This is a genomic window from Corynebacterium sp. (assembly GCF_030532965.1).
In the GTDB taxonomy this organism is placed as follows: domain Bacteria; phylum Actinomycetota; class Actinomycetes; order Mycobacteriales; family Mycobacteriaceae; genus Corynebacterium.
The window spans coordinates 51664-73963 of sequence record NZ_JAUNKC010000012.1; the positions used below are offsets into that span (position 1 = coordinate 51664).

A 22300-nucleotide genomic window follows, 5' to 3' on the forward strand; every position below is an offset into this window, starting at 1 on the left:
GCTATGTTCGATTTGTTAACGTTAAGTGGAAAGTGGGTTTACTGTGGCAGATCGGTTGATAGTACGAGGTGCACGGGAACATAACCTTAAAGGTGTCGATATTGATATTCCGCGCGACTCGCTCGTTGTTTTTACTGGTTTGTCTGGTTCCGGAAAATCCTCACTCGCCTTTGACACGATTTTCGCAGAAGGGCAGCGGCGCTACGTCGAGTCCTTGTCTTCCTATGCCCGGCAGTTCTTGGGGCAGATGGATAAACCCGATGTGGAATTCATCGAAGGCTTGTCACCGGCGGTTTCCATCGATCAAAAATCGACGAATCGAAATCCGCGGTCAACAGTGGGAACAATTACCGAAGTATATGATTATTTGCGGCTGTTGTACGCCAGGGCAGGTACGCCGCATTGCCCCGAGTGCGATAGCGTCATTGACCGCCAAACTCCTCAACAGATCGTCGACCAAGTCTTGGAGATGGAAGAAGGCACCAAATTCCAGGTTTTAGCCCCGGTAGTGCGGACCCGGAAAGGCGAATTCGTTGAATTGTTCCAGGACTTAGCAAGCCAAGGTTTCTCTCGGGTTCGAGTCGACGGTGAAATCTACCAATTATCTCATCCGCCGACGTTAAAGAAGCAAGTAAAGCACGACATCGACGTTATCGTCGACCGGTTGCAAGTGAAGAAAACCCAGCAACAACGTCTCACTGATTCCGTAGAAACAGCGCTGAAATTAGCGGACGGGGTTGTTGTTTTAGACTTCGTTTCGCTTGACGACGACCACCCGCACCGCGTTCGCCGATTCAGCGAGAAAATGGCATGCCCCAACGGTCACGCCATTGGAATTGACGAACTTGAGCCTCGCGCTTTTTCCTTCAATTCACCTTACGGCGCCTGTTCGGCGTGCGACGGATTAGGAACTCGCTCGGAAGTCGATGTCGATTTGATTATCCCCGATCCGGGCGCTCCCGCGGTGAGCTGTATTCAACCGTGGTATTCCAGCCCGAACTCCAAGTACTTCGCTAAATTGATTGAGGGCTTAGGTGCGGTAATGGATTTCGATCCGAAAACCCCCTACCAAGATCTGCCTGAGGCCGCGCAACATGCTCTCATTCACGGTTGCGATGAGACCGTGACAGTGCGCTATAAAAACAGGTACGGCCGAGTCCGCAACTGGAGCGCGCCATTCGAAGGCGTATTGGGATACATGAACCGCAAGATTGAAACCTCTGACTCAGAATCCCAGAAAGAACGCCTGCTTGCATACACTCGGGAAGTGGCCTGCCCGGCATGTGCAGGATCGAGGTTACGGCCCGAGATTCTGTCCGTTAGGCTGAATTCCGGAAGCCACGGCGAGCTATCTATCGCAGGGTTGGCCGCGTTATCGGTAGCGGACGCCGCGGCGTTTTTGGAGTCGCTGGTGTTGGGTGATCGGGAAAAAATGATTGCCGGTGCAGTGCTCAAAGAAATACAGGCGCGCCTGAAGTTTCTTATCGACGTGGGGCTGACTTATCTCAGTCTCAATCGTGCCGCAGGCACCTTGTCGGGTGGCGAAGCACAACGGATTAGGCTGGCAACCCAGATTGGTTCCGGTCTCGCCGGTGTCCTTTACGTCCTTGATGAGCCATCAATCGGTTTGCATCAGCGCGATAATCAACGATTGATCGCAACATTGGAACGACTTCGGGACATTGGAAACACCCTGATCGTCGTAGAACATGATGAAGACACGATCAAAGCCGCGGATTGGCTTATAGATATTGGGCCGCAAGCCGGCGAATACGGTGGTGAGGTTGTCTATCAAGGCGAACCAGAGGGAATCAAAAACTGCGCGAAGTCAATCACCGGTGCTTATCTTGCCGGAAAAAAGGCGCTGGGTGTTCCAGATACTCGTCGACCCATCGATAGTGACCGAACCCTCAAGGTGATCGGTGCCCGGGAAAATAACCTCAAAGGAATTGACGTCGAAGTGCCGCTCGGCGCGCTCGTGTGTGTGACGGGTGTCTCCGGTTCCGGTAAATCTACGGTTGTTAATCAAATCCTCGCTAAAACCCTCGCAAACGAGTTGAATCGTGCCCGGCAAGTTCCTGGACGTGCAACCCGCGTGGAGGGAATCGAGCATTTGGACAAACTGGTTCAAGTCGATCAGTCGCCAATTGGGCGGACGCCACGTTCCAACCCGGCAACATACACCGGAGTTTTTGACAAGATTCGTACCTTGTTTTCCGAGACTACCGAGGCCAAAGTGCGGGGATACAAACCAGGACGGTTCTCATTCAACGTCAAGGGCGGTCGCTGCGAAGCCTGCCAAGGAGACGGCACATTGAAGATTGAAATGAACTTCCTTCCAGATGTGTATGTTCCCTGCGAAGTTTGCCACGGTGCCCGATACAACCGCGAAACCCTGGAAGTGCGGTACAAGGGCAAAACAATAGCTGAAGTTCTGGAAATGCCGATCTCCGAAGCCGCCGAATTCTTCGCACCTATTACATCCATCTACCGGTACCTGAACACATTAACCGAGGTAGGACTCGGCTACGTGCGGCTAGGGCAATCAGCCACCACGCTGTCCGGCGGCGAAGCGCAACGGGTAAAGCTCGCCTCTGAACTTCAGAAGCGATCAAATGGCCGCACGATTTATATCCTGGACGAACCCACCACCGGCCTGCATTTCGAGGACATTCGGAAGCTCATGCTGGTCATTCAGTCGTTGGTGGACAAGGGAAATTCAGTGGTCGTCATCGAACACAATCTTGACGTAATCAAGGCTGCTGACTGGATCATTGACATGGGGCCGGAAGGCGGCGCGGGTGGTGGTCAAGTAGTGGCTCAAGGTACCCCGGAACAAGTCGCGTCCGTTTCGGGGTCTTATACCGGGGAGTTTCTCAAACCACTGCTCAACCTATAGGCGAATCCCATGCTGTTCGTTCAAACGCAGCATGGGATTCTTGGATTGCGGTTAGTGCCTATTTCGAAGAGCCGCTATCTTTCGGCGATTTTTCGGCATCATCAGCGTCAGAATCGTTTTTCGGCGCGACTGTTGGTGACTCCGTATTACCTTGATTGCCCTCATCGTCCGCGCCACCATCATCGTTTGTGGCGGAATCCGCCGTAGCCGGTGTTGCGGACTCAGCGTCAGAGTTCAATGTATCGTCGGCAACGGATTTTTCTTCTTCCACACCGACTGCTTTTTGATCGTCCTGAGATGCGGTTTTGGAATCCTGTCGGTTCTCCGAATCGGGAGCATCTTCCTCGATTTCAACATCGATGATTTCATCGTCATCGCTGTCGTTTCTTTCACCGATAACGACCGTTGGTTCGCTTGATGGCCCGGAATAAGGTTCCGGAATAGGGGGCGCTGCGGGAGAATTGACAGGATCGGTTGCTCCATCCGCAATGATCTTCACGTCAGCGCCCGTCGGTTCAGAGTCTCCTAGTACGGCAGTTTCTTCGCCTTGAGAGATCGGCTGTTCTGGTTCGGCGGCATTTTCGCTGTTAGGCGTCGGCACTTGCGGTTCCGTATCGGATACACCGGTAGGTTGACCCTCTTTGCCGTAAGGGTTATTGACAACAGCGGCTTGTGCTTGTTGCCATGGTTGCGGCTGCTGCCGGGATGCCACTGGCGTCGTTGGTGAAGCCTCATCTAGATCTGATTGCTGATCCGGATGCGTGTCTGGATACGTTGTGTCATTCGCCGCAAGCTGTGTTGTACCAGGTGCGTGCGGGTCGGTGTCGGTGTGGTGATCGGCATTCTGGGCTTCAGTTGGATTCTCAGACTCAGCTGATGGTTTGGTGCCGGTGGTCTTGCCTCGACTAACGGTAATGCCGATAAGCACTGCGCCAGACAGCAGAAACGCGAGGACACGTGGGATTCCCGTCAGGGTATCCATGTCGAAAAGCAGGAGCTTGAGAATTCCGGCAATAGCAAACATCATGCCAATACCTAATGACGAATGCTGCTTGAGCAGAAGCCACGCGGCCAAAATGATCCACAATAACGAGGTCAGGGCATGGCCCAGCATCAACCCATTAACGCCACCAAGGGCACCTGTGATGAGGCCAACGGCGATCATAGAGTAATACAGTCCGAAGATCGCACTTAACAGCGGAATGGGACTTGGCTGGCGTGCGAAAACATCGCGATAGATAAGGGCTACCACTAGTGCGACCGCGATGGAGAAGCCGACCACTAATGCTGACGTTACTGGGATATTTGTGATGGCACGAGAGACAACAGCCAGCGATTCGCCCGACAACATCAACGCACCGAGGAACAGCCATGTGAGCCAAAATGCTGGATGTTGGGGACGATTCTTGAAATATGCAATTGCCGCCGCGAAACAGATAAAGAACGCAGCGGTGACGACGAATTCCCATTCGCGAGGTGAATGGAACTGGAACGGCAGGAAATTAAAGATCAAAACAATCCACGGGATATATCCGCCAGCGAGCGCAATCCAAATAGCACACACCACTACGGCGAAACCGAACGTAATTGGATCGTCGAAAGTGCACAGGACCGCGTAAAGGCCAATCGTGATGGCCGGGTGTGCTTTCAGCAGAACCGTGGCGAGCATGGCCAACAGGATGAAATAGCCGAAGTCATCTATGTCGGCAGAGAATGTATCACCGAATAACGCACCGGCAACCGCAAGAACGCCACCGACAATCTCAGCATTTTTCCACTCGCGTTTGTAAGCCGCATATAGCACCATAATGCCCGCTAAGGCGTGCGGCATTAACTGTATATCAAGATCCGAATGATAGCTGAAATGCCACATGGTAAGTGCAAACGCGGAAATGCCCGTAGCAATTGCGATGCCTTCTTGGTTCCACCGGCGCGTTATTATGCCAAAACCGACAATCAGGACGATGAGGCATGACGTGGCCAATGCCGGTTGCCACAAATCCATAATGTAGCCAAGCGCGATAACAGTCGCGCCCAGAACGAGAAGCGCAGCGCTTGATGTAGCCCCAACTGCGGCTGGGTGGAAATTGCGTTTTTTAAAGAAGAACGAAAGTCCCAGGAAGGCAAAACCTAATAAAGCGGACAAGACGACTCGAGTGATTGGTCCGAGCCAGCCTTTTTCAATGCCAAGAGATACTAGGAAGCCAACACCCGCAAAGGTGATGATGGTGCCGAGGGTACCCAGGATACGAATAATAATTTGCTCATTTGTCCACCACGGTTTGCCCGGCAGCAATGGACCTTGTGCTGGCTGTGACTCTGCACCTGGAAAAGGCTGTGGTTGATATGGCGGACGAGTGTGTCCGTATGGCGGTTGCTGGGGAGAATGCGAATGCTGCGGAGACTGCGGATGCAGGGGAGTGGGTTGTGGTATATACCGCTGCTGATTGATCGTAGGACTAGTAACTGGTGGCGGCGGTGGGGGTGCCGGAAACTGTCGAGGCGGTTCAATCCGTGCGGTTATGGCTGCAAGTTCATCACGAGCTCTGCGAAACTCGTTTTCTGCAGCCTGCAACCGCCGCATTGCTTCCGCGATTTGATCACTGGATTGCGGTATTTCTTCCATGCGAACTAGCATATCAACTGCAAATTAGCTGATTTTGATTTCAATTTTGCGGTTTCATAACAGTTTATGTTAAGTTGATTCAGCTACCGCCTAAACCTAGTTTGGGTCGCAAGTGGAGATCTTCCCACCTGAAGCTGCTTCTGTCGAAGTTGGCACAAGGTCAAAGAGTACGTCAGTAACTTTTTAGGTTGCTGCTGTATGGCATATAAGGTCTCCCGTTTATCGGTTTTGGATAAACGGGTTTTATTTGTGCCAGGGAAAGCGCGAGCGATTGACGGTAGGACACATTTCGTTCACTTTGCTACTTGAGGAGTTCCCATCAGCGCTGAAGCTCGAATTAATGAGCGTATCCGAGTCCCCGAGGTCCGTCTTGTTGGCCCTAACGGTGAGCAGGTAGGTATCGTTCGTATCGATGATGCTCGTAAATTGGCATATGATGCCGATCTTGATTTGGTGGAGGTGGCGCCAAACGCAAAGCCTCCCGTATGCAAGATCATGGATTACGGCAAGTTTAAGTATGAACAAGCTCAAAAAGCTCGTGAGGCTCGTAAGAATCAGCAGCAAACGGTAGTCAAGGAGCAAAAGTTCCGTCCGAAAATCGATGACCACGATTACGAGACGAAAAAGAGCAATGTGATCCGCTTCCTTAACAAGGGTTCCAAGGTAAAAGTAACCATCATGTTCCGTGGTCGTGAGCAATCTCGACCGGAGCTTGGTTTCCGTCTCTTGGAGCGATTGGCTGAGGATGTCGCCGAATATGGCATCGTCGAGTCGAAGCCAAAGCAAGACGGTCGTAATATGACCATGGTTTTCGGCCCGGTGCGCAAGGGCAAGAAGTAAAGACTAAAAGTTAAAGGACGTTTAATCCCATGAAGCAGAAGACCCACAAGGGCACCGCTAAGCGGATCAAGACCACTGGCTCTGGCAAGCTGCGTCGTGAGCAGGCAAACCGCCGCCACCTCCTTGAAGGTAAGCCTTCCAAGCGTACTCGTCGCCTGAAGGGCACCGAGGATGTCGCTCCTGCCGATGTCAAGCGCGTTAAGCGTCTACTGGGCAAGGCTTAATTAGCCGTCTTTCCCATCACAACAGATAAAGAACCTAATTAAGTAAGGAAGTTTGAACAGTGGCACGTGTCAAGCGCTCACTCAACGCCAAGAAGAAGCGTCGCGAGATTCTGAAGTCCGCCAAGGGCTACCGGGGTCAGCGTTCCCGCCTGTACCGTAAGGCAAAGGAACAGTGGCTGCACTCCATGACTTACGCTTACCGCGATCGTCGCGCACGTAAGTCCGAGTTCCGAAAGCTGTGGATCACTCGTATCAACGCCGCAGCTCGCATGAACGACATCACGTACAACCGTCTGATCCAGGGCCTGAAGCTCGCTGGCATTGAGGTTGACCGCAAGATTCTCGCAGAACTGGCAGTTAACGATTTCGCTGCATTCTCGGCAATCTGCGACGCTGCAAAGGCTGCGCTGCCTGCAGACGTAAACGCACCAAAGGCTGCTTAAGTTCTAGGGCGCATTTTCAACTGCTTCCGTTCCACTACGACAACTGGAATGGAGGCAGTTTTCGTTTGCGGGTAACCAAAGTGGGCGTTATGGAGATCAAAAGACTGATGTCCATAACGCCCACTTCAGCGGTTTTAGCTAAGCGATAAGAAGAGTTTTTCTAGTTTCGCCTGGTCAAGTTCCGTGCCTTCTTCGCGGAGGCATTTTTTCATGCCTACCGCAATGATGGAAAAACCAGCTTTGTCTATTGCTTTGGAAACGGCCGCCAGTTGGGTGATTGCAGCTTCACATTCCTCACCGTCCTCAAGCATGCGGATCACTGCGGCGAGTTGTCCGTTAGCGCGCTTGAGACGGGTGATGGATGCTTTTACTTCTTCTGGTTCTAAATGCATACTGGCCTACACTAATCGAGAATGCGACCATGTTACATAACCACCATCAAGATTTGAAACGGTTATTTCGTGGCCCGAAAGCAGGGATGTAGCGATATGGCCGCGCAGTCCTACCTGACAGAAAACGATCGCATTGTCTTTGATTCGCGAGATGTTGTCGCGAAGCTCGTCGACAGGGATATTGATTGCTCCCGGAATGGTGCCAGCGGCGAATTCGGCAGCGGTCCGAACGTCGATAAGCTGCACTCCGGTCTTTTCTTCGATCTCGTGCCACTGGATGCTGGGTTCGCTGTTCTTCCGATTGTCCGCAACCATCCCCGCAATGTTAACGGGGTCCTTCGCAGAGCCAAATTGTGGAGCGTAGGCCAATTCCAGGTCGGCAAGGTCAGTTGCAGTTAAACCTGCACGCATTGCTGTGGCGATGACGTCAATGCGCTTATCGACGCCAGCATCGCCGACCACTTGAGCGCCGAGGATTGCGTCGGTGTCTGCATCAATAACGAGCTTGATGTGGATTGGTGTCGCGCCAGGGTAATACCCAGCATGGTCGCCAGGGTGAACGTGAACCACCCGAACATTGCGGCCAGCGCTGCGTGCCCGACGTTCATTCCAGCCAGTGACGGCGGCGGCCAACCCGAAGACACCAACAATCGCGGTTGCCTGGGTGGACGTACGGCTAACGTTGCGGCCGCTTATGATGTCAGCTACAAGTCGACCATTACGATTTGCGGTCTGCGCAAGAGGGATGAGCTGGTCGCTGCCGTCAATAGCATCGCGTTTCTCGGCAGCATCGCCCAACGCGAAGATGTTGGGGATATTGGTTCGCAGTTGGTCATTGACTTTGATTCCGCTGCGCTCGCTGATCGCTATTCCAGCTGCGGCAGCCAGTTCTGAATCGGGTACCACGCCGATTGCTGCGATGACGAGGTCTGCGGGTATTTCTTCCCCGTTAGAAAGCGAAATAGTGGCGTCATTGATTGAGGTTGCCTCGGTACTGGTTAGTACAGTGACACCGTTGTCCCGGAGCCGCTGGGTTACAATCCCCGCCATTTCTTGATCAAGCGGTGCGAGAATATGTGGGGCACGTTCAATCAGCGTGACAGACATTCCGCGATGTTTGAAGTTTTCGGCAAGCTCCAGGCCGATAAAACCGCCGCCGATGATCGCTGCGGTTTTCGTTTCCGCAGTGAGCTTTTCGACGATTGCGTCTGCATCTTCCACCGTTCGTAGCATCGCGGCACGTTCAATGCCGGGAATTGGCGGCGTGATCGGACGAGCGCCGGGGGACAAGACTAGGAAGTCGTATGTTTGGGTGATCTGACCGTTTGGCGTCTGTACGGTTACTGTTTGGTTTTCTGGATCAATGGCTGTCACGCGATGGTTGACGCGGACATCGATATTGAAGCGATTGGACAGTGATTCTGGTGTTTGGAGGAGTAGCGACTCCCGCTCGGGGATGATGCTGCCAACATAGTAGGGCAGGCCGCAGTTTGCGTATGAAACGTGCGGTGACGCTTCAAAGACGATGATGTCCATGTTTTCATCTCGACGCCGTAGCCTGGTCGCGGTTGACATGCCGCCAGCGACGCCGCCCACAATCACGGTTGTAGTCATGGTTAGTTTCCCCCAAACAGTTTGGAGAGAAACCCGCCACCGGTTTTCTGCTGGCTGCGGTCACAGGTGCACCACTGTCCAGCGGGTACTTGGGCTTTAACTTGGTCGATGTGTTGTCCGCAACCTGCCCAGGTGGTTTTTCCGCAGGATTTACACAGTACTGGTCGGCACATAATTTCTCCGTTTCTGAATTATTTTTTACGAGGTACGCTATACCTCAGATATACCCCAGGGGGTATATTTTTCGCAATTTTTAACCGTGCTACAGTCTGAGGAATGGATCTACATTTCGACGAGGCTTTCACGGAACGAACTCCACGCGTGGTAAACGCTGCAAAACTTCATAAGACGCAGGCGCGAAAGAAGGCGAACCGGTTTATCGTCGAAGGTGAAAATTCGGTGGAGTCAGCGGTAGCCACCGGAGCGGCAACTGATGTTTTTGTTACCGAGACCGCTGCGGAAAAGTTCGAACCAATCATTCGGATGGCTGGCCATATGAATGTGTATGTGCACCCGATTACGGAAAAAGCAGCGAAAAGTTTGTCGGACACATCAACCACCACCGGACTGTTCGCTATTTGTACGCCGGTACTGTGGCCGCTAGCCAAAGCCCTCAGCGGAAAACCAACATTGGTGAGTGTTCCGGTGCGAACAAATGATCCTGGCAATGCGGGCACACTTATCCGCGTGTCGGATGCGGTCGGAGCAGACGCTGTGATCTTTGCGGGGGAGACGGTGGACCCTCACTCCTCGAAAGTGGTCCGCTCCTCGGCCGGATCGCTGTTCCATGTGCCAGTATCCCGGGAAACCAACATAGATGCGGTGCTGAAAAAGCTCCGGGCGCAAGGGCTACAAATTATCGCTACTGCTGCGGACGGCGAAGTCTCGCTGGATGAGGCCGATTCCATATTGCGTGAACCAACTGCGTGGTTATTCGGCAACGAGGCACACGGACTGGGCGAAGATTTATTGCAGCAAGCTGACCACCGGATTCGTATACCGATTCGTGGTAGGGCCGAGTCGTTGAATCTCGCAACCGCAGCTGCGATTTGCCTTTATGAGTCCGCCAAGGTGCAAAACCAATCAGACCAAAGCTGACCTTTGGCAAAGCGGTCGTTTGGGCTAGTATAGGTTGGTTGATAAAAACCCCAGGGGATATAAGGAGACAAGGACATTGTCCAAGCTGACTGAAGCTAGCTTAACTGCGGCTGCCGAAGCGGCGGAACAAGCATTTCACGCTGCTGCCAATCTGGAAGAACTGGCCATCGCCCGTCGAGAGCATTTAGGTGACGATGCGCCGATTCCGCAGGCCCGTCGTGCCCTGGGCTCATTGCCAAAGGAAGACCGGAAGGAAGCGGGCCGCCTGGTTAACGTCGCACGTGGCCGCGTCGAAAAGCAATATGCGGAGACTAAAGCTCTTCTAGAGGAAAAACGTAACGCTGAAGTATTGAAAGCTGAGCGGGTCGACGTAACTATCCCCACCACCCGCACACAAACCGGCGCGTTACACCCGATTACAACGTTGAGCGAAAATATTGCGGATATCTTCATCGCAATGGGATACGAAGTAGCAGAAGGCCCAGAGGTCGAAGCCGAGTATTTCAACTTCGATTCACTCAACTTCATTCCTGACCACCCAGCGCGTACCCTTCAAGATACCTTCCACGTATCGGTACCTGGCTCAAAGCAAGTTCTGCGGACGCATACCTCCCCGGTTCAGATGCGCACCATGCTTGATCGCGACGTCCCCATCTACATTGTGTGCCCAGGGCGGGTATTCCGAACTGACGAATTAGATGCGACCCACACTCCAGTTTTCCACCAGATTGAGGGATTGGCCGTGGACAAAGGCCTCACCATGGCTCATCTGCGCGGAACGCTCGACCACCTCGCCAAAACTCTTTTCGGCCCGGAAACCCGCACCCGCATGCGGACCAATTATTTCCCGTTTACCGAGCCCTCGGCCGAAGTAGACGTCTGGTTCGAGAATAAAAAAGGCGGTGCTGGCTGGATCGAATGGGGCGGCTGTGGAATGGTCAACCCCAACGTCCTGCGCGCCGCGGGAATCGACCCGGAAGTTTACAACGGCTTTGCATTCGGAATGGGGCTGGAACGTACCCTGCAATTCCGTAACGGACTCAATGATATGCGGGACATGGTAGAAGGCGACGTTCGGTTCACCTTGCCATTCGGCATTCAGGCTTAATCTCAAAGGACGATAACAATGCTTATTTCGCAAAGCTGGCTTACTAAACTCCTGCGTGCTTCCAACCCCGAATGGCACGGAGTGACACCTGAAGAACTCGACGCGGGATTCGTTCGCGTGGGGTTCGAAACCGAAGGATTTAGCAGTATTCCGGAAACCACCGGTCCGCTGGTTATTGGTCGGGTAGAGACCATTGAGGAACTCGAAGGCTTTAAGAAACCCATCAGGCACTGCATGGTGAATGTTGGCGAAGCCAACGGCACCGGCGAGTTGCAATCGATTGTCTGCGGTGCACGCAATTTCGTCGAAGGCTCAACAGTGGTGGTTGCCCTGCCTGGGTCCGTTTTGCCCGGAAACTTCGCGATTTCCGCGCGCGAAACATACGGCCGGATGTCGGCCGGAATGATCTGTTCCGCCGCTGAACTGGGACTTACGGATAAATCCTCCGGCATTATGACCCTCGATCCCAGCGTTGGGGAACCTGGTGTGGACGCACGTCCAATCCTCGAATTAGACGATACTGTTTTCGACGTAAACATCACGCCCGATCGCGGTTATGCACTTTCTGCCCGCGGACTAAGCCGGGAGCTTGCTTCGGCTTTCAACCTTAGATTTGTTGAGCCAGTGGCGATCACCAGCAATAGTGCTGGTGGAGCTGGTGGACCTAACCTCAGGATTGATCCGGAAACCAAAACTCGTCGATTTGGGGTGAAATTGGTTTCAGGAATCGACCCGACCGCGCAAACCCCATACTGGATGCAGCGGGAGTTGATGCTTGCAGGCCAGCGACCAGTAAACGCAGCGACTGACGTTACCAACTACGTCATGCTGTTGCTGGGGCAGCCTATGCACGCGTTTGACGCTGACAAGATTACTGGCGGCTTGGTTGTGCGTACCGCTAAAGCTGGTGAAAAGCTCACCACACTGGATCACGTCGAACGCACTCTTGACAGTGAAGATGTCGTTATTTGTGACGATAACGGCATTCAAAGCTTGGCAGGTGTTATGGGGGGCTCGACCTCCGAGATTTCCGACGACACCACTAACGTGTATTTCGAGGCGGCCAACTGGGACCCAATCACTACCGCCCGTACCTCGCGGCGGCATAAGCTAAGCTCCGAAGCATCACGACGCTTTGAGCGGGGTGTCGATCCCGCATTAGTTGAGGGTGCCTTGGAGCTCGCGTGCAGCTTATTGCAGGAAATAGCTGGCGGCACCGTTGAGCCGTGGACCGTATTAGAAGGCGACGTTACCCAGCTTCCAACGATTACGATGAGCGTGGCCCGGCCGTCAGAAATCGCAGGGGTTGATTATTCCCGTGAAACCGTTATCAGTCGACTCGAAGAAGTAGGGTGCACCGTAGCAGTCAGCTCCTGTGGTGCAAAACTCGAGGTCACCCCACCATCGTGGCACCCGGATCTCACCGAATCCTGCGATTTGGTTGAGGAGATTTTACGGCTCGAAGGCTTGGAGGATATTCCGTCGATCGTGCCACCTGCGCCGGTTGGTCGCGGCCTTAGTCCTGCACAAAAGCGTCGGCGTGCGATTGGGCACGCATTGGCGTACAACGGCTACGTCGAGATCCTGCCAACTCCGTTTATTCGCCAAGACACCTTTGATACGTGGGGCCTGGCTTCGGACGACGAACGGCGCAAGGTTGTAACCGTTCAGAATCCACTGGACGCCGACTACGCAGTGCTGGGCACCACGTTACTACCGTCAATGTTGGAGGCGGTTTTGCGTAATGTTTCCCGAGGCATGACTGATCTCTACCTATTTGGTCAACAACAGGTTTCCATTGCTCGCGGCAACGGAATATCGCCAATGCCATCAGTGACAGCCCGTCCAGACGACGAGACGATAAAAGAACTGCTGGATTCTCTACCAGTGCAGCCGCTGCATGTTGCCACGGTTGGCGTCGGTGCTTTAGAAATGGAAGGCCCGTGGGGTAGCGGTCGCGCGTACACCTACGCAGATGCAATTGAATCAGCCAAGATTGTCGCCCGTGCTGCTGGGGTGGAGCTGGAATTGCGAAATGCAGACCACTTGCCGTGGCACCCAGGTCGGTGTGCTGAACTGATTGTGGACGGTATCGTTGTCGGTTATGCGGGTGAATTACACCCGCAGGTTCTTGAACGTCTTGAGCTACCAGCCCGTACGTGCGCGATGGAACTCAATGTTTCTGCAATGCCGCTGACAGAGGTCTTGCCGGCGCCCGTGTTGTCGGCTTTCCCAACGGTGAAACAAGATTTGGCGTTGGTAGTTGACGAAAGCATCCCTGCTGAAGATCTTCGCACAGTGATCGTTGAGGCAGCAGGACCGCTCTTGGAATCCGTTGAGCTTTTCGACGTCTACCGGGCCGAAAACCTTGGTGAAGGCAAGAAATCCCTGGCCTTCGCACTGACCTTCCGGGCACCAGATCGGACTTTGACCGATGAGGAATGCTCAAAGGGACGCATTGCAGCTGCCGAATTGGCTAATGAGCGTTTCGACGCTCATATGCGCGCATAAATCCCTTATCCCGTAACTGACACCCGATCGCATGAGTCTGCGATCGGGTGTTTTTGCATGTTCTTTCAGTTTCCAGGGGGCAGAGCCCAAGAAAGACAGCAAATTGCGGGATGGAAGATGCGTGTGGCGCGCAAGGTTTTCATCCTCAGCGCAGTAACGCAACAAACAACCATGCGGGCTCAACATAACCGGAAGAAAACTGTTCCCCATTTACGTCACTGCGAATAAAAGAAGCGCTGCCGAACCCTAGGGGAACTGCCAAGCAAGCTAAAAAGAAAATCCACTGGTAACGGACGTTTTTGGCGGCTGCGTTTTTCTAATTTTTATTTTTATCCGAAAGTTAAAATTAGGAGAAAATCGAGCCGAGGCTTAATTTTAATAATGATCATTCTTTAAAATTAAGCCTTGTTCGGGTGTGATTGTCCTGGTGGTTTAGAATTGGGTGACGATGGGATATCGAGAAATACGTGATGTTGCCGAATCGAACGGAGAATTCGAAGCCTGGGCGCTATTGGCCCGCAGGCTAGGTTCAGAGTCGACTGTTTCCTGGCCTTTTACAGTGGGGCGCAGTCATGTGTTCTGCCATCTAACACCGCATCTGGTTGGGCTAATAGAAACCGCATTTCGCAACGAATTACGCAACCAGACCCTTTGGTTGCCTCTTTCATCGCAAGCCAAACAACATTTCCATTACGGCCTTGTGGTCCGTGAAGTTGTGGCCACAGCATCGTTGGCCGGTCGTTCTTTTAACCCTAAAACCGTCGATGATGCGTTGGTGCTGGGCGAAGATGCCCAAATACCTGTCGGGGGTTTAGCGCAGGCATACTTTGAGTTATCCCAGCAAAAACCCGGGTTGAAAAATCCTGTTCAGGATCTCCGGGGTTTCTTTTCCGAGAAAGGTCTGGTTGAACGTTTTGCGGAAGTTTCGCTACCGGACCCAGCTATCGATGATGCCCTCGTCGAGGTGGCTGATGCGGCACCTGCTGGTCATCCTTCGTGTTCTGAGCTAATAACCACTGCAGTTGTGTATTTTTTGCTCCATCGTTTGTTGCCTGAAGGCAGTGGGCAAGTGACTAGATTGTTAAGTAGTGGGTTACTGGCAGCTATCTTTTCGCCAGCGACAGCTTTGACGTTTTCGCAGACGGTCTCGTCGCGTCGTGAAATTCATGAGGTGCATTTAGCAAGCGCTAACGACGAGAAAAATCTCGGTGATCTCACTCCGTTTATCGTCGGATTTGTGGATGTGGTGGTGGCAGCCCAAGAACACATACATGAGCACTTGGACCGTCTCACGGCCCAGCTGGGCTGTATCACATCTTTAGCTATTAGTCAGAAGCCAACGGAACGTATTTTGTTTCTGGTCGCACAAGCGGCGCTGTGTGGAAATGAATGGGGAATTACGTTAGAAGAGGCCACACGGTTTGTTGCGCGCGGTCCCCAGCAAACGCGAACCTACCTCACCGAATTAGAGAAACAGAATTTGGTATATCGACCCAGAAAGCGGCCGCAACGTTTTGCATTAGATGCCTTGGGGTGGGCGCGTTTGCATGATTTAGGGATTGGTGACGCAGAACCGGAACGGCATGACTAGCGGCCGAAATGATTCGGATAGCTACGTGGGATTTCTTTTAGTAGGAACTCGTAAAAAGTATCCGCATATGGCGTAACTGGTTCAGGAGAATACGCATCGACGACCCAGACTGTGTCCTGTGCTTTTCCCTCACTAATGGGGAAGTAGTAGCAGCCATCGCCTTCCCCGGCGATGAGGAAAAAGAGCTTGTCGTGGCTGCTTGGATCATGCTCCATTGAATTGCAATGAGAGGTGAAAATATCCTCCGGGCAATCCTCACTGATCTCGGGTGGTGCTACTGTAAAAGTCCCAGTAGCCCTGTACCTTGATTGTGTCGTATTCCAGCACAAACCGCCTGTATGACTCAGGCAGTTGAACATGACTTTTGGCTTCAGCGTTGGCTATCCACTCGGGTTGCACCTTGCTGGGGTGAAACGTGCATTCAGCAGGCAACTCGGCTATGAGCTGTTGTATCTGCGAGTATTGTTCCGATTGCTGATCTGGCCTTTTATCCCTCATGTTCGTGGATTTTACTTGAGACATGAGTGATTTTAGCGATGTATGTGGTTTGCTATTTCTCGACTTCCAGATCGCTTGTAAACGCATAGCTACTTGGCAAATGTGTGGCACGGGGCAGTGGAGCCGCATTTTATGCAGCCCAATAGCGATAGCGTAAGGCAATTTTTTACTACTAACGCGAGGAGCCTGAGGCTTTCTATGCTGGAGCCTTGATCGATGTATGAATCCAATACATATAATTTCAAAAGACTGCATAAAAATCATGGTCGCTAGATTCTTGAGGCTGCAAAACTGTCCGTAAAGCCCCAGGAAATCGGTTTAATTAAGAAAAGCTTCAGTAGCTTAAGTAATGAATAATTTGCAAATTAGTGCATAATTGCTAGTATTGCTTGGTATGTCGATCAAGGTAGCGGTAGCGGGAGCGTCTGGGTACGCTGGTGGCGAGATTTTACGATTGTTATTAGCGCATCCTCAATACCACTCAGGTGAAATAGAAATAGGCTGTCTTGCCGGTGCATCAACGGCAGGGGAGTCGGTCGCGCGGCTGATGCCGCACCTGGTAGACCTTGCCGACCGGGTGATTGAACCAACCGATCCGGAAACATTGGCTAAACATGACGTCGTTTTTCTAGGCTTGCCACATGGGCATTCCGCTGACATCGCGAAGCAACTGCCGTCAGATGTAGTGGTTATAGATTGTGCGGCCGACTTCCGGCTTCGCGACGAAAGCGATTGGGTGAAGTTTTATGGCTCTGACTACTCCGGAAGCTGGCCGTATGGAATTCCGGAATTACCCGGAAATCGAGAGGTGCTGGCGAAGTCGAAGCGCATTGCGGTGCCTGGTTGCTTCCCGACAGGTGCAACTTTTGCCATGCTGCCAGCTATTATCAATGATCTTGTGTTGCCGGACCTAAGCTTCGTATCCATTACCGGTGTGTCTGGTGGCGGAAAGAAGGCAAGCGTGGGGTTGTTGGGATCGGAAACCATGGGGTCCCTTAAGGCGTATAACACTGCGGGAAAACACCGCCACAATCCCGAGATCAAACAGAATCTTCAGGCGTTCTGCCACGATGAAATATCGGTTAGCTTTACGCCAGTGTTGGCGCCATTGCCGAGGGGGATTCTCACCACGGCTTCGGCTCCGCTGAAATCGCCATTGTCCACCCAGGAAGCCCGTGAAACCTATGCGGACTTCTATCACTTAGAACCGTTTGTATATTTAGTGCCGGACGGAGAGCAACCACAAACGCAGAACGTTGTTGGCACAAATATGTGTCATGTGCAGGTGGAGGTTGATAAAGAAGCTAATCGGCTTTTGGTCACCACAGCGATTGATAATCTAACGAAAGGGACTGCCGGTGCCGCGGTGCAGTGCATGAATATCGCATTGGGCTTCGCGGAAACAGCTGGATTACCACGTAACGCGGTGGCGCCCTGAGGCTGTAGCCGCTGAAGATTTTTGAAGGCTGAAAGACTAAGAATGGATAACCGATGATTACTGAACCACGTGGATTCGTAGCTTCCGGAACAACTGCAGGGATCAAGCCCTCCGGAAAACCAGATATGGCTTTGGTCGTAAATGAAGGCCCAAAATTCGCAGCGTCAGCGGTGTTCACCCGCAATCGGGTTTTTGCGGCTCCAGTGAAACTTTCTCGGTTAGCTATCGCTGATGGGCAATTACGTGCAGTCATCTTCAATTCTGGCAATGCCAACGCATGTACGGGGACAATTGGCGAGGACAACTGTGCGACGACGATTACCAAGGTCGCCGAAGGATTAGGGCTTGATTTCCTTGATGTTGCCGCGTGTTCCACCGGTCTTATTGGAGATCAATTGCCGATGGATAAGGTGATTGGAGGCGTGGAAAAGCTAATCCCAGCGTTGGGTGACAACGGCGAAGATGCGGCAATAGCGATTATGACGACGGACACGGTGCACAAACAAGCGGTTGTTCGGGCCGACGGATGGACGGTAGCCGGAATGGGCAAAGGCGTAGGGATGATGGCGCCAAGTTTGGCGACGATGCTTGTGTGCCTTACCACCGATGCCGATGCGTCCTGTGAGATGCTCAATGAAGCACTGCGGAAAGCGACAGCGACGACGTTCGATTGTATTGACATTGATGGCTCTACTTCGACAAATGACACCGTCATCGTTATGGCGTCGGGTGCGTCTGGTATTACACCGACTCAAGCTGAACTTGATGCAGCGGTATTCGCAGTATGCGACGATTTGGCTGCGCAAATGCAAGCGGATGCGGAAGGTGTGACGAAACGAGTGACAATCACGGTGACTGGTACCACTACCGACGAGATGGCACACAATGCCGCACGAACGGTTGCCCGAGATAATTTGTTTAAGTGTGCGATGTTTGGATCTGATCCAAATTGGGGTCGAACGTTGGCTGCTGTTGGTATGGCGGATGCCGATATGGATGCGGAAAAAATATCCGTCCACTTCAACAACCAAGCAGTGTGTTTAAACTCCAGCGGAACTCCTGAAGCCCGCTCAGTTGATCTCTCGGGCACCGACATCGATGTCCATATCGATCTTGGAACCGGCGGATCCGGTAGTGCGAAAGTACGCACAACTGATCTCTCCCTCCAATACGTCGATTTCAACTCCGCGTACTCGACTTAGACCCAGTCCACATTTTATTTTTCGAAAGCAGATAATGAACGATCTAAGCCCTCAGAAACGCGCAACAGTCCTCGCTGAAGCATTACCCTGGTTGCAACACCTACGCGACAAAATCGTCGTCGTGAAATACGGCGGAAATGCAATGGTGGATGACGATTTGAAAGCGGCATTCGCCGCCGACATGGTTTTCTTGCGCACAGTTGGCGCGAAACCAGTTGTGGTTCATGGTGGTGGTCCGCAAATCTCGCAAATGTTGGCGCGATTGGGGCTCGAAGGCGAATTTCTCGGGGGGTTCCGGGTAACTACCCCCGAAGTGATGGATATCGTGCGAATGGTTCTTTTTGGTCAGGTGGGGCGAGACTTGGTCGGGCTCATCAATTCGCATGGCCCCTATGCGGTAGGCACCTCGGGAGAAGACGCGGGATTATTCACCGCCGAAAAACGGCTTGTCGAAGTCGATGGTGAATTGACTGACATTGGCTTGGTTGGCGACATCGTCAGCGTTGATGCGAGTAGTTTGATGGACATTATCGAGGCAGGCAGGATACCTGTAGTGTCAACCATTGCCCCAGGTCAAGGTGGGGAAATATACAACATTAACGCAGACACCGCGGCTGGTGCCCTCGCTTCGGCGTTGGGGGCGGAACGTTTACTAATCCTGACAAATGTTGAAGGGTTGTATACAAATTGGCCCGATAAATCTTCAATTGTTTCACAGACTTCCGTGAGCGAACTCAAAGAAATGCTGCCGGGTTTGGATACCGGGATGATTCCGAAAATGGAATCGTGTTTGCGATCAGTCGAGGATGGGGTACGTGCCGCACATGTTATTGACGGGCGAATCGCACACTCAGTTTTATTAGAACTTTTAACAGCTGGTGGTATCGGGACTATGGTTGTTCCTGATGATGTTGTTGCTGATTCCAGCAACCCCACCATTTATCGGGAATCCCAGGATTAAAGTGAGGACTACGCTGTGAGCAATTCTGACAACCTTGCACATTGGCAAGAAGTGATTATGAACACCTACGGAGCACCGAAGATTGAGGTTGTTTCCGCACTCGGTTCGGTTATTGATGACTCGGAGGGGCGTAAACACATCGATCTCCTCGGTGGAATTGCAGTCAACGCCCTAGGGCACGCGCATCCCACGATTATTAAAGCGGTTACCGATCAGATTTCGACCTTCGGTCACGTATCCAACCTCATGGCCTCGGCGCCAGCAATTGATTTGGCTACGGAACTGATCAAACGGTTCTCCTTAAGCTGCGCTGCCGACGCAAATCAAGCGATCGAAATTGCCGGGGAATCACGGGTATTCTTCTGTAATTCGGGGGCGGAAGCGAACGAAGCTGCGTTGAAGATCGCGCGGTTGACTGGGCGCAGCCGCATTTTGGCCGCAGAAAATGGTTTCCACGGCAGAACAATGGGCGCACTGTCACTGACTGGGCAATCAGAGAAGCGGCAGCCGTTCTACCCCTTGCTTATGGGTGTGCAGTTTTATCCGTATGGTGACATTGATTATTTGCGCAAAATGGTGGAAATTGATGCCAACGATGTCGCAGCCATCTTCATTGAGCCGATTCAGGGGGAAACTGGCGTCATTCCAGCCCCTGAGGGATTCCTACGTGAGGTGCGGGCGCTTTGCGACGAGTTTGGCATCCTCATGGTTGTCGATGAGGTTCAAACAGGCGTTGGCCGTACCGGAAAGTTCTTTGCTTTCCAACATGAGGGAATTCGGCCCGACATCGTCACGATGGCCAAAGGTCTGGGTGGCGGTTTGCCAATCGGTGCGTGTCTGGCGTCTGGACCTGCGGCAACGCTGCTTTCGCCGGGAGAGCATGGAACCACCTTCGGCGGAAACCCGGTCTGCTGTGCCGCGGGGAATGCCGTCATCAAGGTCATCGATGATAATTTCTGCAACACCGTTGCTAATCGTGGGGCCATTCTTGCAGAGCTGGCCGCAAATCTACCTGGGGTGGTAGAAGTACGTGGTAAAGGCCTAATGCTGGGAGTTATTTTCGAGCAACCAATCGCTAAAGAACTTGCTGCGCGTTGCACCGATTACGGTGTCATTATCAATGCGCCTACCGAATATGTGCTTCGCCTAACCCCACCGCTGATTATCAGCGAATTTGAGATGCAAGAAGCTGCCAAGCGTCTGACGGCCTTGATTACGGACGTTCTGGAAGCGTATATGGCAGAAGTTGCGGCAGCCGAGGAAGCCGAAAAAGCCACCGAAGAGGGCACGTTTGATGGGGAGTTTGTGCCACAGGAGGTCGAAGTGTGATGACTTCTCCGGTACACATTGATGGTTCCATCGCTGGATCGCCAGCAATTATAAATGGTGTGCGGCATTTCTTAGCTGATGATCATCTATCACCACGCGAACAAGCGGAAGTGCTGCAATTAGCCATCGACCTTAAGTCCGATCCATTTTCCCGGCGGCCGTTTGACGGGCCACAAGCCGTTGCGGTTTTGTTCGACAAGACGTCAACTCGTACCCGGTTTTCGTTCGCAACTGGTATCGGCCATCTCGGCGGAAACCCAATCGTTGTCGATTCTGGAAATACCCAATTAGGTAAAGGGGAAACTCTTGCCGATACCGCTGCATTGTTGTCAGCAAATTGCGCGGCTATCGTGTGGCGTACCTACGCGCACCAAAATTTCCTAGAGATGGCAAAAACCGCGACGGTACCGATTATCAATAGCCTGTGTGATGATTTTCATCCGTGTCAGATTCTGGCGGACCTGCAGACCATCGTCGAGAAGCTATGCCCGGAAACAGGACCGGCAGGCCTTTCTGGGATAAAGGCGGTGTATCTCGGCGATGGTGACAACAACATGGCTAATTCATATATGTTGGGGTTTGCAACAGCAGGAATCGATATCACGATCATTGCTCCGCAAGAATTCCAACCACGCCAGGAATTTATTGACCGGGCGCAGCAGCGCGCGGCCGAAACCGGTTCCACGGTGCAGGTCACTGACGATATTGAGGCCGTTGCTGGCGCGCAAGTCGTTATTACCGATACATGGGTTTCAATGGGAATGGAAAACGACGGTCTCGACCGAAAGACCCCATTCTTGCCGTATCAAGTAAATGATGAAATTATGAAGAAGGCGCATAATAGTGCAATTTTTATGCACTGTTTGCCCGCATACCGTGGCAACGAAGTAACCGCTTCGGTCATCGACGGACCTCAATCTGTCGTTTACGACGAACAAGCGAATCGACTCCACGCGCAGAAGGCACTTTTAGTGTGGCTCATGGAACATCAACCAGAGGTAGGTGAGTAAATGAATAATAGTCCGATTACTCGGACGGTCCGCCAGGCCCTAATCCTCGATTTGTTGGAACAGAATCTTGTTTCCAGCCAAATGCAGTTGAGCGAACTTTTGAAAGAAAAGGGTGTTGAAATCACCCAAGGCACACTTTCCCGAGATTTAGACGAACTCGGCGCAAAAAAGGTTCGTCCGGAAAATGGTCGTGCGTTTTACGCCGTGGGAAGCGTCGAAGAAAGTACCGTTCCAACAAGCGTTGGCACTCGGGAAAAGCTGCGGAAGATGTTGGATGATCTTTTGGTGTCCTCGGATTATTCCGGGAATATCGCAGTTCTTCGAACCCCGCCAGGCGCTGCGGCGTTTCTTGCTAGTTTCATCGATCGGGTAGGGATGGAAGAAGTCGTAGGCACGATTGCTGGCGACGACACTGTTTTTGTTCTGGCGCGTGACCCAATGTCAGGCAGAGAGTTAGCGGCGATGCTTAGTAATCGTTAAAAAGCCTTACATGCGTTTTTCGAGCTGTCGGATTAG

General features: G+C 52.5%; 19 protein-coding genes. 14 read left to right on the forward strand and 5 right to left on the reverse strand.

The window, feature by feature from the left end; translation table 11 throughout:
* Positions 1-43 precede the first annotated feature (43 nt).
* On the forward strand, positions 44-2899 hold the full coding sequence (gene uvrA / locus Q4D85_RS07170) for an excinuclease ABC subunit UvrA (protein WP_303199283.1): 2856 nt from the start codon (positions 44-46) through the stop codon (positions 2897-2899).
* 58 nt (positions 2900-2957) lie between these two features.
* Here the strand turns inward: uvrA and Q4D85_RS07175 are convergent, their stop codons facing one another.
* Entirely contained in the window at positions 2958-5525 is a 2568-nt protein-coding gene (locus Q4D85_RS07175) for a hypothetical protein (RefSeq protein WP_303199284.1), read from the reverse strand.
* A gap of 318 nt (positions 5526-5843) precedes the next feature.
* Here Q4D85_RS07175 and infC point away from each other — a divergent pair, with 318 nt between their 5' ends.
* The 3 genes from infC to rplT are packed head-to-tail and all read left to right on the forward strand — an operon-like array spanning position 5844 to position 7032.
* A complete protein-coding gene (gene infC / locus Q4D85_RS07180; RefSeq protein ID WP_083987465.1) occupies positions 5844-6365 on the forward strand; it encodes a translation initiation factor IF-3 in 522 nt (173 codons plus the stop codon).
* Positions 6366-6394: 29 nt separating this feature from the next.
* A complete protein-coding gene (rpmI, locus tag Q4D85_RS07185) occupies positions 6395-6589 on the forward strand; it encodes a 50S ribosomal protein L35 (RefSeq protein ID WP_047261973.1) in 195 nt (64 codons plus the stop codon).
* Positions 6590-6648: 59 nt separating this feature from the next.
* On the forward strand, positions 6649-7032 hold the full coding sequence (gene rplT / locus Q4D85_RS07190; protein ID WP_047261974.1) for a 50S ribosomal protein L20: 384 nt from the start codon (positions 6649-6651) through the stop codon (positions 7030-7032).
* 134 nt (positions 7033-7166) lie between these two features.
* Here rplT and Q4D85_RS07195 read toward each other — a convergent pair whose 3' ends face one another.
* The gene (locus Q4D85_RS07195; RefSeq protein ID WP_303199289.1) at positions 7167-7424 is read right to left on the reverse strand and encodes a metal-sensitive transcriptional regulator; all 258 of its coding nucleotides are present in this window, start codon (positions 7422-7424) and stop codon (positions 7167-7169) included.
* Between the two features lie 6 nt (positions 7425-7430).
* Positions 7431-9038, reverse strand: a complete 1608-nt coding sequence (locus Q4D85_RS07200; RefSeq protein ID WP_303199290.1) for an FAD-dependent oxidoreductase — start codon at positions 9036-9038, stop codon at positions 7431-7433.
* A gap of 276 nt (positions 9039-9314) precedes the next feature.
* On the opposite strand from Q4D85_RS07200, the gene Q4D85_RS07205 reads away from it, so the two are divergent.
* The 4 genes from Q4D85_RS07205 (at position 9315) to Q4D85_RS07220 (ending at position 15346) form a co-directional block, all read left to right on the forward strand.
* Positions 9315-10136, forward strand: coding sequence for an RNA methyltransferase (locus tag Q4D85_RS07205; protein ID WP_303199292.1), 822 nt, complete (start codon positions 9315-9317; stop codon positions 10134-10136).
* Positions 10137-10212: 76 nt separating this feature from the next.
* Positions 10213-11244, forward strand: a complete 1032-nt coding sequence (gene pheS, locus Q4D85_RS07210) for a phenylalanine--tRNA ligase subunit alpha (RefSeq protein WP_303199294.1) — start codon at positions 10213-10215, stop codon at positions 11242-11244.
* Between the two features lie 18 nt (positions 11245-11262).
* Positions 11263-13755, forward strand: coding sequence for a phenylalanine--tRNA ligase subunit beta (pheT, locus tag Q4D85_RS07215; protein ID WP_303199295.1), 2493 nt, complete (start codon positions 11263-11265; stop codon positions 13753-13755).
* 448 nt (positions 13756-14203) lie between these two features.
* Positions 14204-15346, forward strand: a complete 1143-nt coding sequence (locus Q4D85_RS07220; RefSeq protein ID WP_303199297.1) for a hypothetical protein — start codon at positions 14204-14206, stop codon at positions 15344-15346.
* Here Q4D85_RS07220 and Q4D85_RS07225 read toward each other — a convergent pair.
* Together Q4D85_RS07225 and Q4D85_RS07230 are read right to left on the reverse strand one after the other, a co-directional pair.
* Positions 15343-15561, reverse strand: a complete 219-nt coding sequence (locus tag Q4D85_RS07225) for a hypothetical protein (RefSeq protein ID WP_303199299.1) — start codon at positions 15559-15561, stop codon at positions 15343-15345. The two genes, Q4D85_RS07220 and Q4D85_RS07225, sit on opposite strands and share 4 nt — an antisense overlap.
* Positions 15562-15601: 40 nt before the next feature.
* Positions 15602-15844 (reverse strand): hypothetical protein, encoded by a 243-nt coding sequence (locus tag Q4D85_RS07230; RefSeq protein ID WP_303199301.1) that lies wholly within the window; start codon positions 15842-15844, stop codon positions 15602-15604.
* 394 nt (positions 15845-16238) lie between these two features.
* Between Q4D85_RS07230 and argC the strand changes: the two genes are divergently transcribed.
* Genes argC through Q4D85_RS07260 form a run of 6 tightly spaced genes read left to right on the forward strand, consistent with a single transcriptional unit; the run spans position 16239 to position 22264 of the window.
* On the forward strand, positions 16239-17282 hold the full coding sequence (argC, locus tag Q4D85_RS07235) for an N-acetyl-gamma-glutamyl-phosphate reductase (RefSeq protein ID WP_303199304.1): 1044 nt from the start codon (positions 16239-16241) through the stop codon (positions 17280-17282).
* Positions 17283-17335: 53 nt separating this feature from the next.
* On the forward strand, positions 17336-18484 hold the full coding sequence (argJ, locus tag Q4D85_RS07240) for a bifunctional glutamate N-acetyltransferase/amino-acid acetyltransferase ArgJ (protein WP_303199306.1): 1149 nt from the start codon (positions 17336-17338) through the stop codon (positions 18482-18484).
* A 34-nt stretch (positions 18485-18518) separates the two neighbouring features.
* Positions 18519-19445: an acetylglutamate kinase gene (argB, locus tag Q4D85_RS07245; protein ID WP_303199307.1), complete on the forward strand. Its 927-nt coding sequence runs from the start codon at positions 18519-18521 to the stop codon at positions 19443-19445.
* A 15-nt stretch (positions 19446-19460) separates the two neighbouring features.
* Positions 19461-20774 carry an acetylornithine transaminase gene (locus tag Q4D85_RS07250; protein WP_303199309.1) on the forward strand — a complete coding sequence of 438 codons (1314 nt, stop codon included), beginning with the start codon at positions 19461-19463 and terminating at the stop codon, positions 20772-20774.
* A complete protein-coding gene (argF, locus tag Q4D85_RS07255; protein ID WP_303199311.1) occupies positions 20774-21784 on the forward strand; it encodes an ornithine carbamoyltransferase in 1011 nt (336 codons plus the stop codon). The genes Q4D85_RS07250 and argF overlap by 1 nt, the downstream gene beginning before the upstream one ends.
* Positions 21785-22264: an arginine repressor gene (locus Q4D85_RS07260; RefSeq protein ID WP_303199312.1), complete on the forward strand. Its 480-nt coding sequence runs from the start codon at positions 21785-21787 to the stop codon at positions 22262-22264.
* The last annotated feature ends 36 nt before the right edge of the window (positions 22265-22300 follow it).

Bases quoted from the DNA above. Each gene is read 5' to 3' on its own strand.
- Q4D85_RS07220 (WP_303199297.1), top strand. From the start codon at position 14,204: ATGGGATATCGAGAAATACGTGATGTTGCCGAATCGAACGGAGAATTC.
- Q4D85_RS07205 (WP_303199292.1), top strand. From the start codon at position 9,315: ATGGATCTACATTTCGACGAGGCTTTCACGGAACGAACTCCACGCGTG.
- rpmI (WP_047261973.1), top strand. From the start codon at position 6,395: ATGAAGCAGAAGACCCACAAGGGCACCGCTAAGCGGATCAAGACCACT.
- Q4D85_RS07225 (WP_303199299.1), bottom strand. From the start codon at position 15,561: ATGGAGCATGATCCAAGCAGCCACGACAAGCTCTTTTTCCTCATCGCC.
- argF (WP_303199311.1), top strand. From the start codon at position 20,774: ATGACTTCTCCGGTACACATTGATGGTTCCATCGCTGGATCGCCAGCA.
- pheT (WP_303199295.1), top strand. From the start codon at position 11,263: ATGCTTATTTCGCAAAGCTGGCTTACTAAACTCCTGCGTGCTTCCAAC.
- Q4D85_RS07200 (WP_303199290.1), bottom strand. From the start codon at position 9,038: ATGACTACAACCGTGATTGTGGGCGGCGTCGCTGGCGGCATGTCAACC.
- Q4D85_RS07260 (WP_303199312.1), top strand. From the start codon at position 21,785: ATGAATAATAGTCCGATTACTCGGACGGTCCGCCAGGCCCTAATCCTC.
- Q4D85_RS07230 (WP_303199301.1), bottom strand. From the start codon at position 15,844: ATGAGGGATAAAAGGCCAGATCAGCAATCGGAACAATACTCGCAGATA.
- argB (WP_303199307.1), top strand. From the start codon at position 18,519: ATGAACGATCTAAGCCCTCAGAAACGCGCAACAGTCCTCGCTGAAGCA.
- argJ (WP_303199306.1), top strand. From the start codon at position 17,336: ATGATTACTGAACCACGTGGATTCGTAGCTTCCGGAACAACTGCAGGG.
- argC (WP_303199304.1), top strand. From the start codon at position 16,239: ATGTCGATCAAGGTAGCGGTAGCGGGAGCGTCTGGGTACGCTGGTGGC.
- Q4D85_RS07195 (WP_303199289.1), bottom strand. From the start codon at position 7,424: ATGCATTTAGAACCAGAAGAAGTAAAAGCATCCATCACCCGTCTCAAG.
- Q4D85_RS07175 (WP_303199284.1), bottom strand. From the start codon at position 5,525: ATGGAAGAAATACCGCAATCCAGTGATCAAATCGCGGAAGCAATGCGG.